The organism is Janthinobacterium sp. PSPC3-1, assembly GCF_049896105.1.
Classification (GTDB): Bacteria; Pseudomonadota; Gammaproteobacteria; order Burkholderiales; family Burkholderiaceae_D; genus Janthinobacterium.
On record NZ_JAFCTQ010000010.1, the window covers coordinates 53,337 to 69,409 of the forward strand.

The window sequence follows — 16,073 nt, forward strand, 5'->3', positions numbered from 1 at the left end:
TCAGCAGAGGGCTGGGGTCAGACCCGGCGGGTCTGACCCCGGATTTCTGCTGCGTTAAGTTAAACTTCGTAGTCCATGCACTGCCGCGCTTCACGCACGGCGCCAAAAAACGGCTTGATCTTCACGTGTTCCGGATGGTTCTGGTAGGCGTCAAGCGACTCGCGGCTGTCGAATTCGCTGTACAGCACGATGTCGTAGGTCGCTTCCAGGCCGGGCTGGGCCACGGCCGCTTCGAATTTCAAAATGCCGGGCACGAGAGCAGAGCAGCTGTCGAGCAGGGCCTTGAGTTTCAGGGCGTTGGTGGCGCGGTCGGCGCCTTCGGCGTGGTCCTTGAGTTTCCAGAAAACGATGTGCTTGATCATGATGTGCAATGGAGTACGAAAGAGAGCCAATACTGTAACCGCTATCGGCTCACTCTGCAGAACACTAGGCCACTTCGAACAAACCGGCCGCGCCCTGCCCGCCGCCGATGCACATGGTCACCACCACATATTTGACGCCGCGGCGCTTGCCTTCGATCAGCGCGTGGCCCGTCAGGCGCGCGCCCGATACGCCGTAAGGGTGGCCGACGGCGATCGCGCCGCCGTTCACGTTCAGGCGGTCCAGCGGGATGCCCAGGGTGTCGGCGCAGTACAGCACTTGCACGGCGAACGCTTCATTGAGTTCCCACAGGCCGATATCGGCCACCGTCAAGCCGGCTTTTTTCAGCAGCTTCGGAATCGCAAACACGGGGCCGATGCCCATTTCGTCAGGTTCGCAGCCGGCCACGGCAAAGCCGCGGAAGATGCCCAGCGGTTGCAGGCCCTTCGCTTCGGCCACTTTCGCGTTCATGACGATGGCCATCGCCGCGCCGTCGGAAAACTGGCTGGCGTTGCCGGCGCTGATCACCCCGCCCGGCACGGCCGGACGGATTTTCGACACGCCTTCATAGGTGGTGTCGGCCCGGATGCCTTCGTCGGCGGATATCGTCACTTCGCGCGTGGTCAGCATGCCGCTGGCCTTGTCGGCCACGCCCATGGTGGTGGTCATCGGCACGATTTCCGCATCGAACAGGCCGGCGGCCTGGGCGCTGGCGGCCCGCTGCTGGCTTTGCGCGCCGTAATGGTCCTGGCGCTCGCGCGAAATGCTGTAGCGCTGGGCCACCGTTTCGGCCGTTTGCAGCATGGGCCAGTACAGGGCTGGCTTGTTTTCCTGCAGCCACACTTCGCGGTACATATGCTTGTTCATTTCGTTCTGCACGCAGGAAATCGATTCGACCCCGCCGGCCGCATAGATATCGCCTTCGCCGGCGATGATGCGCTGCGCCGCCGTGGCGATCGCCTGCAGGCCCGAGGAACAGAAGCGGTTGATGGTCATGCCGCCCGTCGTGACCGGGCAGCCGGCGCGCAGGGCGATCTGGCGCGCGATATTGCCGCCGGTGGCGCCTTCGGGAAAGGCGCAGCCGGCCAGCACGTCTTCCACTTCGCCCGCCTCGATGCCGGCGCGTTCGATGGCGGCGGCCAGCACATGGCCGCCCAGGGTGGCGCCATGCGTCATGTTGAACGCGCCTTTCCAAGACTTGGCCAGGCCCGTGCGGGCGGTCGATACGATGACGGCTTCATTCATGTGATGTCTCCTGGGTGATAGTAAGTAGGTGGCTGAGAATAGCATAGATAAGTACGGTCGTTCGCTCCTGCAAAGACCTTGCAAAGGCTGTGCAAATGACTGCAATTGTAAGCGCCGCGTAAGGTTCCAGGGACAGACTGGCCCGTAGCTGTTGCAAGAATGGTCAGCAAGACCTCGGCAACGGTTCACTATAAAACATAGGGAGACAACACCATGGCAACACCATCCGGCTCGGCCGACGTCAGGAAATTCGCGGCCAAAGGGGCGCCGATGACCAAGGAGGAACGCAAGGTCATCTTTGCTTCCTCGCTCGGCACCGTCTTTGAATGGTACGACTTTTATCTGTACGGTTCGCTCGCATCGATTATCGCCAAGCAATTCTTTATCGGTGACCCCAGCACCACCTTCATTTTCGCGCTGCTGGCGTTTGCCGCCGGCTTTATCGTGCGTCCGTTCGGCGCGCTCGTGTTCGGCCGCCTGGGCGACATGATCGGCCGCAAATACACCTTTTTGATCACCATCCTGATCATGGGCGGTTCGACCTTTATCGTCGGCCTGCTGCCGGGCCATGCCTCGATCGGCATCGCGGCGCCTATCATCCTGGTCATCCTGCGCATCCTGCAGGGCCTGGCGCTGGGTGGCGAATATGGCGGCGCGGCCACCTATGTGGCCGAGCATGCTCCCGAAGGCAAGCGCGGGGCGTTCACGGCCTGGATACAGACCACCGCCACGCTGGGCTTCTTCCTGTCGCTGATGGTCATCCTGGGCACCCGCCTGGCGACCGGCGAAGCGGAGTTCGAGGCCTGGGGCTGGCGCGTGCCCTTCCTGGTGTCGGTGGTGCTGCTCGGTATTTCCGTCTGGATCCGCCTGGCCATGGATGAATCGCCGGCATTTGCCAAGATGAAGGCCGAAGGCCGTACCTCGAAAGCCCCGCTGACCGAAGCGTTCGGCCAGTGGCGCAACCTGAAAATCGTGATCCTGGCGCTGATCGGCCTGACCGCCGGCCAGGCCGTGGTGTGGTACACGGGCCAGTTCTACGCCCTGTTCTTCATGATCCAGACCCTGAAGGTGGACCTGGCCACGGCGAATATCCTGATCGCCATCGCGCTGCTGCTCGGTACGCCATTCTTCCTGTTCTTCGGCAGCCTGTCGGACCGCATCGGCCGCAAGTACATCATTCTCGGTGGCTGCCTGATCGCCGCCGCCACCTACTTCCCGCTGTTTAACGGCCTGACGCACTTTGCCAATCCGCAGCTGGAAGCGGCCCTGAAGAACTCGCCCGTGGTGGTGGTGGCCGATCCGGCTTCCTGCCACTTCCAGTTCAACCTGACCGGCACCAAGAAATTCCCGTCCTCGTGCGATATCGCCACCGGCTTCCTGTCGAACAGCTCGGTGAACTACACCAAGGAAGACGCACCGGCCGGTGCAATCGCCAAGGTCCGCATCGGCGCCAGGGAATTTACCTCCTTTAACGCCGTCATGACGGCCGACGGCCTGAACTTCGACGCCGACAGCAAGGCCAAGGAAGCGGCTTTCAAGAAAGAAATCGGCGCTGGCGTCAAGGAAGCGGGCTACCCTGCCAAGGCCGACCCGGACCGCATCAACAAGCCGATGGTGGTGCTGCTGCTGTTTATCCTGGTGCTGTACGTGACCATGGTGTACGGGCCGATCGCCGCCATGCTGGTGGAAATGTTCCCGACCCGCATACGCTATACCTCGATGTCGCTGCCCTACCATATCGGCAATGGCTGGTTCGGCGGCCTGCTGCCGACCACCGCGTTTGCGCTGGTGGCGTTCAAGGGCGACATTTATTATGGCCTGTGGTATCCGATCATCGTGGCCCTGGCCACGGTCGTGATCGGCACCCTGTTCGTGCGTGAAACCAAGGACAACAATATCTACGCCGACGATTGATGCAATGTGTGCACCGGCCAGCGCCGGTGCACAAGGAAAAACGCCGCCGGGAGCAATCCCGGCGGCGTTTTTTCATGCACCAACGATCAATTTACTTGTCGCTCGCGCCCTTCTTCAGCTGATCACGATGCTGCACATATTCCTGGTAACTGGTCTGGTTGCGCTTGCGGCAGGCGTTGCGGTCATCAAAATTGTTGAGGCTGTTGCAGTACTCGCCGATCTTGTCCCGATTCGCGTCATACAAAACCTCACAGCCGGTGATGGCCAACAAACAGGGGACGATCAGATATTTCATTGCATCTCTCATGGCATGGTGTAAATAAACTGCGGGAAGGACTGCACGGCCAAAAAATGCTTGACGGCTTTATCTTAACGCGATCAAGGCGCGAAGTACAAGCGCTCGGTTTTACTTTCTGGAAAGATGTGTGCCATCGCTAGTGCTGGCGCATGCTACAGTCCGCCTTTTGAAGCCAGAATTCGCATGACCGTTACCCCACGCACCATTCCACCCGCCCCCCACGGCCCATTCCAGCCAGCCTATCTTGACCTGATCGATGACCTGCGCACGGCACTGCTGGCGCAGGCCGGAGAGCTGCTCGATGGCATCTATTTGTACGGCAGCGTGGCGCGCGGCGATGCGACACCCGGCGTGTCGGACCTGGACGTGACCCTGATCCTGCGCCACCGCCCTGCGCCGCGCGACGCCAGCATGCTCGAAGCGCTGCGCCTGGCGCTGGCGGCGCGCCATCCGGAAGTGAGCAAGATCGATTTCGATATCGGCACCCGCATCGACGCGCTGGCGCCGCGCCACCTGCACAGCTGGGGCTACTGGCTCAAGCACCACTGCCGCTGCATCTGGGGCAACGACCTGTCACGGTGTTTCACACCGTTCCCGCCGTCGCGCACCATCGCGCTGGCCGTCAATGGCGATATCGTCGAGGTACTCGAGCGCCAGGCCGGGGAGATCGAACAGCTGCGCGAGCAAACCATCGACACCGCCAAGCTGGTGCGCCGGCAGCGCGAAGCGGCGCGCAGGCTGCTACGCGCCACCAGCGTGCTGCGCGCGGAAAATGAACCGTCGTGGCCACAAACGCTGGAACAGCATGCGGCGCTGTTTCTCAGCAATTATCCAGCGATGCGGGAGCAGATCGACTTTTTCATGCGCCATGCCGGCTAGGGTGGCCTGCCGGACGAGCAATTCGTCACGCGCCTGCGCGCCTTTGCCGGCTGGCTGCAGCTGCAGCTGCAGCTGCAACAACAGCAAAGCTAGGCCGGTTGGTTCAGCGCCGGGCAGTTTTCCGCGAACTGCGCCAGGTGTTCCAGCAGCACCCGCACCCGGGCCGGCAGGTAGCGGCGCTGGGTCCAGACCGCGTACACATGGCGCGGCTGCGGCATCCAGTCGGGCAGCACGCGCACCAAACGGCCATCGGCCACTTCCTGGCGGCATTGCAACAACGGGCACAACAGCACGCCGATGCCCGCCTCCGCCATCTCGACCGCGAGGCGCATTTCATTGACCCGCAGCCGCGCCTGCGGCTGCAGCACCATTTCGACGCCATCGCCGGGGCGGTGCAAGCGCCAGGTGCGCAGCGGCTCGGCCACGATCAGTTCATGCCGGGCCAAAGACGCCAGGTCCTGCGGCACCCCGGCGCGGGCCAGGTAGGCGGGCGCGGCCACCATCACCAGCGCCGCGCTGCCCAGGCGGCGCTGCATCAGCGAGGAGTCGTCAAGCGCGCCGACGCGGATCGCCAGGTCGGCGCCGCTGGTCACCATGTCCTGCAGCCGGTTCGACAGTTCCAGTTCCAGCCGTATTTCAGGATACTGCCGCATGAAGCTGACCCAGGCCGGCGTCAGCAGGCCGCTGGCAAAATTGACGGGCGCCAGCACGCGGATCGAGCCGGACACGGCCGACAAGCTGGCGTCGAGCTGGCGCGTCGCCTGCCGCAGGGCATGCACCAGCGGCCGGCACTGTTCATAGTATTGCCAGCCTTCCGCCGTCGGCTGCATGCGCCGCGCGCTGCGGTTGAGCAGGCGGTAGCCCAGCTGGCTTTCCAGCTTTTGCAGGCGGCGCGTGACGGTGGCGGCAGGCAGCTCTTCGGCGGCCGCCGCCGCATTCAGGCTGCCGGCCTCGACGATGGCGACAAACAGGGCCAGGTCATCCAACATGGTCGTTGATCAATTCCATTTTTGAAATTTCAGATTAAAAATATGCGTCTAGTATAGATTGTTGCAAGTGACTATGCTGCCTGTCTGTTCACTTTTTTGAAAGACTCACCATGTCCGAAGCCCTGCGTTTGCGTTTTGTATTTGCCGTCATCATGTCGCTGGTCATGACCTTGCTGATGAGCGCCTGGGTGACCTGGCTCAATATCGGCTTGCAGGACGACTTCCTGGCGCGCTGGCGCCATGCTTTCCTGGCCGCCTGGCCGGTGGCCTTCTGCGCGGTGATGCTGTTCGCGCCCCATGTGCAGGGCATCAGCCGCCAGATCGTGCTGCGCTTCAGGCGCTCAAGCTGACACGCCCCCAGACGGCGGCAGGCCGTGTGCCAGCGCACGCTGGTGACAAAAGCACGGGCATTTCCCTCTGTTCAATGTTTTCATCGCCGTATGATGTGCCTATAATGGGTGACGTCATACCGATCCGTGAACCAAGAAGGAGATTCATGCAGCATCTATCCGCCGTCCGCCCCGCGCGCGCCATTCTCCTCGGCAGCGTAGCGCTGTTGATGTCCGGCTGTTCCATGTTGCCCTCGTCCGCCCCCAAGTCGGGCCCGCCCGCCAGCGCCACCCTGCCCGACGCCACCATCGCCTACACCCTGACCGGCCAGGGCGCCCTGCCGGTGGTCTTCCAGTCCGGCCTCGGCGACGGCAAGGATGTGTGGGACGGCGTGCTGCCGGAAGTTGCGAAAAACCACCGCGTGCTGGTGTATGACCGGCCCGGCTATGGCGCCAGCCAGAAGACCACCACCCCGCGCGACCCCTGCACCATCGCCGCCCAGCAGCGCGCGCTATTGGGGCAGGCAGGCTTGAAACCACCGTATATCCTGGTAGGGCAAGGCTTGGGCGGGCTGTATCAATATGTGTATGCCAGGCTGTACCCGCAGGACGTGGCCGGCCTGATCCTGCTCGACCCCACCCATCCGCAACAGTGGCAGCGCATGCAAACCGACGCATCCACCTACGCCATGCTGCTGAAGACCCGGCGCAAGCTGATGTTCAACAGCACCGAAACGGCGGAATTCGACGCTCAGGCGCAATGCCTGCAACACATCGACATGAAGACGCCGCTGCGCGCGCCGGCCATGCTGCTGGTGCGCGACAAGTTCGGCATCGAGGAAATGGGCTCGTACGAGACCCTGGTACGGGCCCAGGAAAAGGACTGGCAGCGCCTGTCCGGCGCCCCCGCCATCGAGCGCATCACGGGCGCCGGCTATTACATCCAGAAGGACAATCCCGTGATCGTCAATGAAGCAGTCAAAATGGTGGTCAAGAAGAAATAAAGAAAGGGGCAGATGAATCTGCCCCTTTTTCATTCGCCGTCAAGCAGCATCAGCTATTGAATCCCTTGCCCTCGCCCGCCAGCTTGACCAGCAGCGGCGCCGGCGTCCAGGCCTCGCCATGGCGCCCCTGGGCATAGCCGGCAATCGCATCGAGCACATTCGGCAAGCCCACCGTATCGGCATGGAACATCGGCCCGCCGCGGAACAGAGGGAAGCCGTAGCCGGTCAAATACACCATGTCGATATCGGAGGCGCGCAGGGCGATGCCCTCTTCCAGGATGCGCGCGCCCTCGTTCACCAGGGCATACACCAGCCGTTCGACGATTTCCTTGTCGCTGATCTTGCGCCGCTCCACGCCGATGTCCTGCGAGTGCCGCACGATCATGGCGTTGACCTGCTCGGACGGATAGGCCTTGCGGTCGCCCGCCTTGTAGTCATACCAGCCGGCGCCCGTCTTCTGGCCGTAGCGGCCCAGCTCGCACAGCAAATCGGCCGTCTTCGAATACGTCACGTCCGGCTTTTGCACGTAGCGGCGCTTGCGGATGGCCCAGCCGATATCGTTGCCGGCCAGGTCGCCCATGCGGAACGGGCCCATGGCGAAGCCGAATTGTTCGGCCGCCTTGTCGACTTGGGCCGGCAAACAGCCTTCTTCCAGCAGGAAGCCGGCCTGACGGCTGTATTGCTCGATCATGCGGTTGCCGATAAAACCGTCGCACACGCCGGAAACGACGCCGGTTTTCTTCAGTTTTTTCGACAGCGCCAGCGCGCTGGCCAGCACGTCCTTGCCGGTGTCCCTGCCGCGCACGATTTCCAGCAGCTTCATCACATTGGCGGGGCTGAAGAAATGCGTGCCGATCACGTCCTGCGGGCGGCCGGTAAAACTGGCGATCTGGTCCAGGTCCAGCGTGGACGTATTCGACGCCAGGATGGCACCCGGCTTCATGACGGCATCGAGCTGCCTGAACACCGCTTCCTTGACGCCCATCTCCTCGAACACGGCTTCGACCACGATATCGGCCTGTGAAATATCCGCATAGTCCAGGGTGCCGGTGACCAGCGCGATGCGCTGCTCGGCCTTGTCCTGCGTCAGCTTGCCCTTTTTCACCGTGTTTTCATAATTCTTGCGGATAGTCGCCAGGCCCTTGTCCAGCGCTTCCTGCGTCGTTTCCAGCAGCTTGACGGGGATGCCGGCATTGGCGAAATTCATGGCGATGCCGCCGCCCATGGTGCCGGCGCCCACAATCGCCGCCGAAGCGATCGCGCGCACGGGGGTGTCGGCCGGCACGTCCGGCACCTTGCTGGCCACGCGCTCGGCAAAGAAGGCGTGGCGCAGGGCCTTCGATTCCGGCGACTGCACCAGCTGCATGAACAGTTCGCGTTCGAATTTCAGGCCATCATCGAATTTCATGGTCACGGCCGCCGCCACCGCTTCCACGCATTTCAACGGCGCCGGGAACGGGCCGGCCATCGCTTGCACGGTATTGCGCGAAAACTGCAGGAACGCTTCGTGATTCGGGTAATCGACCTTGCGTTCGCGCACTTTCGGCAGCGGACGCGCATCGGCGATTCGTTCGGCAAAGGCCACGGCAGCCTGCAACAGGTCGGCGCCCGGTGCGGTCACTTCGTCGAACAGCGCCGTGCCCGCCAGCTTTTCGGACGCCACCGGCGTGCCGGAAACAATCATGTTGAGCGCCATTTCCAGGCCCAGCACGCGCGGCAGCCGCTGCGTGCCGCCCGCGCCCGGCAAGATGCCGAGTTTCACTTCCGGCAAGGCCATCTGCGCGCCAGGCGAGGCGACGCGGTAATTGCAGCCCAGCGCCAGCTCCAGCCCGCCGCCCATGCACACGCTATGGATGGCGGCCACCACCGGCTTGGTCGACTGCTCCACCACATTGATCAGGGTATGCAGGGTCGGCTCGGTGAGGGCCTTCGGTGAATTGAATTCCTTGATATCGGCGCCGCCCGAAAAGGCCTTGCCGGCACCGGTGATGACGATGGCCTTGATGGCATCGTCGGCCAGCGCCTGCCTGATGCCGGCCACGGCGGCGGTGCGGGTAGCCAGTCCCAGTCCATTGACCGGTGGATTGGCGAGGGTGATCACGGCTACGGAACCGTTGACTTGATACTCGGCGCTCATTGTCTCTTCCTTGTTGGTGTGGGTGTCTTGGATATGGCAAGCGTTGAAGCTTCACTATACCGCACAAAAGAACGCTCGTATTATTTTTATCCTTCCGGGCGGCCTCGAGCCTCATGTTACAGGATCACCGTGCCAGGCGCCGTGCCAGGCGGCCGAAATGCTTTTTTCGACTATCAAATTAATATTCGAAACAGTATGACAAATGCAATAGATAAAACCTTCTATTAATAATGGCAATACCCTGTTTTATATGAATAAAAGCGGCAACAACCACACTTTTACCCATATTTAAAGATCTCTCTTGTTTTTCCATATAGCCTGAGGAATAATAAATTTATTGATAAAAATCAACACTCTACAATACACGTCATATATGGCAAACTGGCTGCAATCAAATATAGCGTCGAGTGCGTAGATTCTCACCAATTACCACCGAAGATTTAAATGCACGGCAGATTATCACGCAATGTAACAGACCCACGCATTAATAAAATACCCTTCCTTTTCTCTCTTATATATACCGACTCAACTGAAGGAAATATTATGGACGCAGCCAGCCATGTCAGCCATTCCCAGGATCTGGACTTACAAGCGATCAACACTGCCATCAACCGGGTGCAGGCGGTGATCGAATTCGAGCTCGACGGTACCATCCTGCACGCCAACGACAACTTCCTGAACGTCGTCGGCTATACCCTGGACGAGGTGCAGGGCAAGCATCACGCCATGTTCTGCGATCCCGAGTATGTCAAAACGCCGCAATACCGCGAATTCTGGGCCAAGCTGGCGCGTGGCGAATTCGACCAGGGCGATTACAAGCGCCGCGCCAAGGATGGCCATGAAGTGTGGATCAGCGCTTCCTACAATCCCATCTTCGACGCCGATGGCAAACCCTATAAAGTCATCAAGTTCGCCAACGACGTCACCGCCGTCAAGATGCGCAATGCCGAATACGAAGGCAAGGTCAGCGCCATCGGCAAGGCGCAGGCGGTGGTGGAATTCGATGTGCATGGCAATGTACTCGACGCCAATGCGAATTTCCTCGACGTGATGGGGTATGAGCTGGCCGATATCAAGGGCGAGCATCACCGCATGTTTTGCGAAGCCGAGTATGCCAACAGCCTCGAATATAAAAAATTCTGGCAAAAGCTGAACCGCGGCGAATTCGACAGCGGCCGCTACAAGCGCATCGGCAACAACGGCAAGGTGGTCTGGATACAGGCCACCTACAATCCCATCCTCGACCTCAATGGCAAGCCCTACAAGGTAGTGAAATTTGCCATCGACATTACCGAGCAGGTCAGGCTGGAAGCGAGCATCCACGACAAATCCCAGGATGACAGCCGCAAGGTCAAGGTGCTGCTCGACTCGGTGGCGCGCGCGGCGCAAGGCGACCTGACCTGCACCATCGTGCAGGAAGGCGAGGAACCGATCGACCTGCTGGCCGGCGGCATCGGCAAGATGATCGTCGACTTGCGCGGCGTGATCGCCAACGTGGTGGCGGCCGCCGGCGGCTTTGCCGATTCCTCGCATGCGATCGCCGAGCGCGCCACGGGCGTGGCGGTGGGCACGCAGGCGCTGGGCGCCACCGTCGAACAGATGAACGCCTCGATCGACGGCCTCACCTTCTCGATCAACTCGATTGCCGAGAACGTCTCCAGCGCCGACTACCTGGCCCGCGCCACGCAGCAGGAAGCCGAAGCGGGCGCGCGCGCCGTCGCCAAATCGATCGAGGCGATGGACCTGATCAACCGCTCCTCGGAAGACATCGGCGAAATCGTCAAGGTGATCAGCGAGATCGCCAACCAGACCAATATGCTGGCCTTCAATGCGGCCATCGAGGCGGCGCGCGCGGGCGAGCACGGCCTGGGCTTTTCGGTGGTGGCCGACGAGGTGCGCAAGTTGGCCGAGCGTTCCTCGCAGGCGACGAAGGAAATCTCCAAGCTGATCAACGAGTCGGTCAAGCGGGTCACCACCGGCAGCGAGATTTCGCGCCAGGCCAGCGACGCCTTCGACAAGATCGTCTCGGGCGTGGGCAAGACGACGCTGGCCATCTCCGATATCTCCAAGGCCGCCAACGAGCAGCTGCTGACGGCGCGCGAGGTGTCGACCGCGATCCAGTATATCGCCGAGGAAACGGAAAAATCGGCCGCCAATGTCGACAGCATCGCCCGCTCCACCGACGCCCTGAACGACCGCGCCGGCAACCTGAACCAGACCGTGTCCGGTTTCGTGGTCTAGGTGATGCACACGATGAGCCACGCCGCCACCCTGACGCCCGAAGTTCTCACCAGCCTGATCGCCATGGTGCGCGAGCATACGGGTATCGCCATGACGCCGCGCAAGAGCATTTTGCTCGAGCGGCGCCTGCAGCCGCGCCTGCAGGCGCTGTCGCTGCACAGCTACCAGGCCTACCTGGACAAGGTGGCCAGCGACCGCGAGGAAGTGGCCCATTTCATCGACCTGGTGACCACCAACGATACCCTGTTTTTCCGCACGCCGCAAATCTGGGAGTATTTTGGCGAGCGCTACCTGCCGGCCTGGGCGCGCCAGCATCCGGGGGGCTGCCTGAAAGTGTGGTCGGCGGCGGCCGCCAGCGGCGAGGAGCTGTACTCGATCGCCATGGTGTGCGAGCAGTTCAAGGTGCAGCAGCCGGCTTTTCGCTACCAGATTTTCGCCAGCGATATTTCGCAGCAGATATTGAATGCGGCGCGCGCCGGCCAGTACAGCGGCCGTTCGGTCGAGCGCATCCGGCTGTCGCACCCGGAATTGCTGCGCAAATACTTCACGGCCTCGCCGTATGGCGTGCAGGTCAACGACGAGCTGCGGCAACACGTCAGCTTTGCGCTGCACAACCTGCTCGAACCCTTGCGCCCGGCCCAGCAGTTCGACGTGGTGTTCCTGCGCAATGTGCTGATTTATTTCGATGCCGAGCACCAGGAAACGGTATTGCGGCAGGCACGCCACAGCCTGAAGGACGACGGCAGGCTGATCCTGGGCGAATCGGAAACCATCGCCCGCCTTGGCACCGGTTATCAATTTGAATTTCCCATGATCTACAAGACAGGCGAGGCATAAGATGCGAGCGATGACAGCGATGACGGCAGGCGACCTGTGGGACACGCCCTTGAAACAGGTGGGCATGGGGCAGCTGAGCGTGGGCGCGCACGACGATCAGCTGCAGGCCCTGCTGGGCTCCTGCATCGGCATCGGCTTTCTGTGGAAAAAGGGCGGGCGCTGCGGCCTGGCCCATTGCCTGTTGCCGGAAGCGCCAAGACTGGACGGCAGCCTGGGCGCGCGCTATGTGAACCAGGCCGTGCCGTCCCTGTTGCGCCTGATGGGCGTGCGCGTGGCCGATTACCCCGATATCGAAGTGGTGCTGGCCGGCGGCGCCAGCATGTTTGGCGCCCGCAATGCGCGCTTGCAGGTGGGCAAGCAAAACGTGGAAGCGGCGCAAAAATACCTGGAACGCTGCGGCCTGAACGTGAGTTTTTGCGCCCTGGGTGGACAGCAGGGGCGCCAACTGCTGATCGATTGCGCCGACCACAGCTACGCCGTCACGGACGTGGCCGCCTCCGGGCAGCGGCCGGGCCGCGCCGTCAATCCTTATGCGGGAGCTGTCCATGGACATGCATGAAGCAAGCGTGGTGGCGCAAGCGGGCCAGGCGGCCAGCGAACTGTTCGGCTCCTTCCACCTGGGTGGCGACGAGTTCGCCCTGCCCGCCAGCTGCATCCGTGAAGTGGTCAATTATCCGGCGAAGATGACGGTGCTGCCGCTGTCGCCGGCCTACCTGGAAGGCATGTTTACCCTGCGTGGCAGCGTGATTCCGGTGGTCAACCTGGGCCGGCTGTTTCGTCCCGGCGCGCCAGCTGCCGGCGCCACCGACAAGGTCGCCATCCTCGACTTCCAGCAAGTGCTGATCGGCATCGTGTTCCAGGACACGGGCGAGATCATGCGCGTGCAGCCGGCCCAGCGCTCGACCCTGCAGTATGCGGCCGGCGATGCGCACGCCGTGATCGCCGGCACCATCCTGCTCGATGACGGCGCCCGCCTGCTGCAGATACTCGATCCGCACGCCTTGATCCGCATCGAAAACGTGCCGCAGGTGCTGGCGCGCCAGGCATCCAATGGCAAGCACAACGCGCGCCTGCTGGCCCAGGGCGAACGGCGCCAGTGCGTCAGCTTTCATGCGGCCGGCTCGACCTTTGCCTTCGACATGGCGGCCATCCAGGAAATCATCCGCGTGCCCGAGCTGCACAGCTCCATCCTGAACAGCGCGCTGTGCCTGGGCCGCATGCATTTCCGCGGCAGCCAGGTGGCGGTGGTCGATTTCGCCGCCCTGCTGCAGGCGCCGGGCAGCACCGCGGGCGCCAGCCCGGACCAGCGCGTGATCGTGGTACGCCTCGATGACGCCACCGTGGGGTTTCTGGTCGACTCGGTCGACAGCATCGTCCACTACCTGGCCGACGAGGTGCTGCCGATACCGCTGTTGAGCAAGGCGCGCGCCGCCATGTTCGCCGGCTGCATCTCGAAAGACGGCGTGGGCGACATCATCGTGCTCGACCACCGTGAAATCCTGTCGCATGCCGAAATCGTCGAAATGCAGCAGGGCCACGCGCGCCTGTATCCCGCCAAGGAAGAGGCGGCCGCCACGCGCAAGGCGCAGCGCCAGGTCTACATCACCTTCACGGTGGACAATCCGTTTGCCGTCGAAATCAAGCAGGTGCGCGAAATCATCGATGTGGGCGGCGCCATCACCAGGCCGCCCGGCCTGTCCCCCTTCATGCGCGGCATATTGAATCTGCGCCAGCAGATGATCAGCATCGTCGACCTGCGCCAGCTGTACGGCATGGCGCCGCTGGCGGACGAAAGCAATGCCAAGATCCTCATCATCGAACGGGGCGAGGAACGCTACGGCTTCCTGGTCGACGCCGTCAACAACATCATGACGATCTCGGACAGCCAGCGTTTCTCGGCGCCCCAGCTGATCCGCACCGGCAGCCATGACGACCTGCGCAGCGAGATGGAGGAGATGATCGATATCGGCAGCGCCGAGCAGCGGCAGACGCTGAGCGTGTTTCGCTGCGACAGCTTGCTGGACAAATTGGGGCAGGCGGCTTGATGGCATGGCCAACGATGTTGTCGGATTACGCGCTTGCGCGCTAATCCGACCTACGTGCCTATCCATCTACGCAAGCTTGTGCCCCTTGAACTGCTCCCTCAGCTTGTTCTTCTGGATCTTGCCCGTCGCTCCCATCGGCAGCGCGTCGACGAACAAGACGTCGTCCGGCGTCCACCATCTGGCGATCTTGCCGTCAAAGAACTGCAGCAGCTCGGCGCGTGACACCGTCATGCCGGGGCGCTGCACCACCACCAGCACCGGGCGCTCGTCCCATTTCGGGTGGAACAGGCCGATGCAGGCCGCCTGCAGCACGGCCGGGTGGGCCATGGCCAGGTTTTCCAGGTCGATGGTGCCGATCCACTCGCCGCCCGATTTGATCACGTCCTTGCTGCGGTCGGTGATCTGCATGTAGCCGTCGGCGTCGATGGTGGCCACGTCGCCGGTCGGAAACCAGCCGTCCTGCAACACCTCGCCGCCCTCGTCCTTGTAGTAGGAGGCGATGATCCACGGCCCTTTCACCATCAAATGGCCATAGCTGCTGCCGTCCCACGGCAACTCCTTGCCCTCGTCGTCGACGATCTTCATGTCCACGCCATAGATCGCATGGCCCTGCTTTTGCAGGATCTTGCGCTGCTGGTCTTTCGGCAAATCGAGGTGCTTGGCCTGCAGGCCGCCGGTGGTGCCCAGCGGCGACATTTCCGTCATGCCCCAGGCGTGGATGACTTCCACGCCGAACTGGTCGATCAGGGTGTCCATCATGGCCGGCGGGCAGGCCGCGCCGCCGATCACGGTGCGGCGGAAGGTGGAAAACGTCAATTGGTTCTGCAGCACATGGTTGAGCAAACCGAGCCAGACGGTCGGCACGCCGGCCGAAAACGTCACTTTTTCCGTTTCGAACAGCTCGTATAGCGACTTGCCGTCCAGCGCCGCGCCGGGAAACACCATGCGCGCGCCGGACAGCGGCACCGAATACGGCAAGCCCCAGGCATTGACATGGAACATGGGCACCACCGGCAGCACCGTATCCGAGGCGCGCACGTTCAGGCCGCTGGGCATGGCCGAGGCATAGGCGTGCAAAACCGTCGAGCGGTGCGAATACAGCGCGCCCTTGGGGTTGCCGGTGGTGCCCGAGGTATAGCACAGGGTGGCGGCCGCGTTTTCGTCGAACAGCGGCCATTCGTACTGGTCGGAATGGCTGGCGATCAGGTCTTCATAGCACAGCAGGTCGGGAATGCTGCTGCTTTCCGGCATGCGGTCGCGGTCGCACATCAGGACAAAACTGCGCACGAACGTGCAGGCGGCGGCGATCTTTTCCACCACCGGTAAAAAAGTCAGGTCGAACAGCAGCACCTGGTCTTCCGCATGGTTCGAGATATAGGCGATCTGGTCGGGAAACAGCCGCGGGTTAATCGTGTGCAGCACCGCGCCCGAGCCGGACACGGCGTAATACGCTTCCAGGTGGCGATAGCCGTTCCAGGCCAGGGTCGCCACCCGGTCGCCCATGCCGACACCGAGGCCATGCAGCGCGTTGGCCAGGCGCCGCGCGCGCTGGTGGCAATCGCGGTAATTGTAGCGGTGCATGTCGCCTTCCACCCGCCGCGAGACGATCTCGCTGGCGCCATGGTGGCGCGCGGCGAACTCGATTATGCTGGAAATCAACAGGGGCTGATGCATCATCTGGCCCATCACCGGACTGACCTGGAATACCGACATCGTGTCTCCTCGACTGTTAGTGTTTAAGTAAGCAGCTTCAGTTTCGACCGCTCGTGCTATTCCGGTCAACGGATTTCGATAT

General features: G+C 62.2%; 14 protein-coding genes. 8 read left to right on the forward strand and 6 right to left on the reverse strand.

Annotated elements, in window-relative coordinates:
• Positions 1-59: 59 nt before the first annotated feature.
• Positions 60-362 (reverse strand): Dabb family protein, encoded by a 303-nt coding sequence (locus ACP7B7_RS12850; protein ID WP_308921279.1) that lies wholly within the window; start codon positions 360-362, stop codon positions 60-62.
• 64 nt (positions 363-426) lie between these two features.
• Positions 427-1,605 (reverse strand): acetyl-CoA C-acyltransferase, encoded by a 1,179-nt coding sequence (locus tag ACP7B7_RS12855; RefSeq protein WP_308921280.1) that lies wholly within the window; start codon positions 1,603-1,605, stop codon positions 427-429.
• A 213-nt stretch (positions 1,606-1,818) separates the two neighbouring features.
• Here ACP7B7_RS12855 and ACP7B7_RS12860 point away from each other — a divergent pair, with 213 nt between their 5' ends.
• Complete coding sequence (locus ACP7B7_RS12860) at positions 1,819-3,519, forward strand: MFS transporter (RefSeq protein WP_426076916.1); 1,701 nt, start codon at positions 1,819-1,821, stop codon at positions 3,517-3,519.
• A gap of 91 nt (positions 3,520-3,610) precedes the next feature.
• Here ACP7B7_RS12860 and ACP7B7_RS12865 read toward each other — a convergent pair whose 3' ends face one another.
• Positions 3,611-3,814 carry a hypothetical protein gene (locus ACP7B7_RS12865; protein WP_308921282.1) on the reverse strand — a complete coding sequence of 68 codons (204 nt, stop codon included), beginning with the start codon at positions 3,812-3,814 and terminating at the stop codon, positions 3,611-3,613.
• A gap of 186 nt (positions 3,815-4,000) precedes the next feature.
• On the opposite strand from ACP7B7_RS12865, the gene ACP7B7_RS12870 reads away from it, so the two are divergent.
• Positions 4,001-4,696, forward strand: a complete 696-nt coding sequence (locus tag ACP7B7_RS12870; protein ID WP_426076917.1) for a nucleotidyltransferase domain-containing protein — start codon at positions 4,001-4,003, stop codon at positions 4,694-4,696.
• Positions 4,697-4,785: 89 nt separating this feature from the next.
• On the opposite strand, the gene ACP7B7_RS12875 is transcribed toward ACP7B7_RS12870, so the two are convergent.
• Entirely contained in the window at positions 4,786-5,685 is a 900-nt protein-coding gene (locus tag ACP7B7_RS12875; RefSeq protein ID WP_426076918.1) for a LysR family transcriptional regulator, read from the reverse strand.
• 110 nt (positions 5,686-5,795) lie between these two features.
• Between ACP7B7_RS12875 and ACP7B7_RS12880 the strand changes: the two genes are divergently transcribed.
• A complete protein-coding gene (locus ACP7B7_RS12880; protein ID WP_426076919.1) occupies positions 5,796-6,035 on the forward strand; it encodes a DUF2798 domain-containing protein in 240 nt (79 codons plus the stop codon).
• A 146-nt stretch (positions 6,036-6,181) separates the two neighbouring features.
• A complete protein-coding gene (locus ACP7B7_RS12885; RefSeq protein WP_308921286.1) occupies positions 6,182-7,018 on the forward strand; it encodes an alpha/beta fold hydrolase in 837 nt (278 codons plus the stop codon).
• Positions 7,019-7,067: 49 nt separating this feature from the next.
• On the opposite strand, the gene ACP7B7_RS12890 is transcribed toward ACP7B7_RS12885, so the two are convergent.
• On the reverse strand, positions 7,068-9,155 hold the full coding sequence (locus ACP7B7_RS12890) for a 3-hydroxyacyl-CoA dehydrogenase NAD-binding domain-containing protein (protein ID WP_308921287.1): 2,088 nt from the start codon (positions 9,153-9,155) through the stop codon (positions 7,068-7,070).
• Between the two features lie 543 nt (positions 9,156-9,698).
• Between ACP7B7_RS12890 and ACP7B7_RS12895 the strand changes: the two genes are divergently transcribed.
• Genes ACP7B7_RS12895 through ACP7B7_RS12910 form a run of 4 tightly spaced genes read left to right on the forward strand, consistent with a single transcriptional unit; the run spans position 9,699 to position 14,278 of the window.
• Positions 9,699-11,396 (forward strand): methyl-accepting chemotaxis protein, encoded by a 1,698-nt coding sequence (locus tag ACP7B7_RS12895; protein ID WP_308921288.1) that lies wholly within the window; start codon positions 9,699-9,701, stop codon positions 11,394-11,396.
• 12 nt (positions 11,397-11,408) lie between these two features.
• Positions 11,409-12,233, forward strand: coding sequence for a CheR family methyltransferase (locus ACP7B7_RS12900; protein WP_426076920.1), 825 nt, complete (start codon positions 11,409-11,411; stop codon positions 12,231-12,233).
• A 1-nt stretch (position 12,234) separates the two neighbouring features.
• Complete coding sequence (locus ACP7B7_RS12905; RefSeq protein ID WP_426076921.1) at positions 12,235-12,792, forward strand: chemotaxis protein CheD; 558 nt, start codon at positions 12,235-12,237, stop codon at positions 12,790-12,792.
• The gene (locus tag ACP7B7_RS12910; RefSeq protein WP_426076923.1) at positions 12,779-14,278 is read left to right on the forward strand and encodes a chemotaxis protein CheW; all 1,500 of its coding nucleotides are present in this window, start codon (positions 12,779-12,781) and stop codon (positions 14,276-14,278) included. Before ACP7B7_RS12905 ends, ACP7B7_RS12910 begins: the two co-directional genes overlap by 14 nt.
• A 66-nt stretch (positions 14,279-14,344) precedes the next feature.
• Here the strand turns inward: ACP7B7_RS12910 and ACP7B7_RS12915 are convergent, their stop codons facing one another.
• Entirely contained in the window at positions 14,345-15,991 is a 1,647-nt protein-coding gene (locus tag ACP7B7_RS12915; protein ID WP_426076924.1) for a 3-(methylthio)propionyl-CoA ligase, read from the reverse strand.
• Positions 15,992-16,073: the final 82 nt, after the last annotated feature.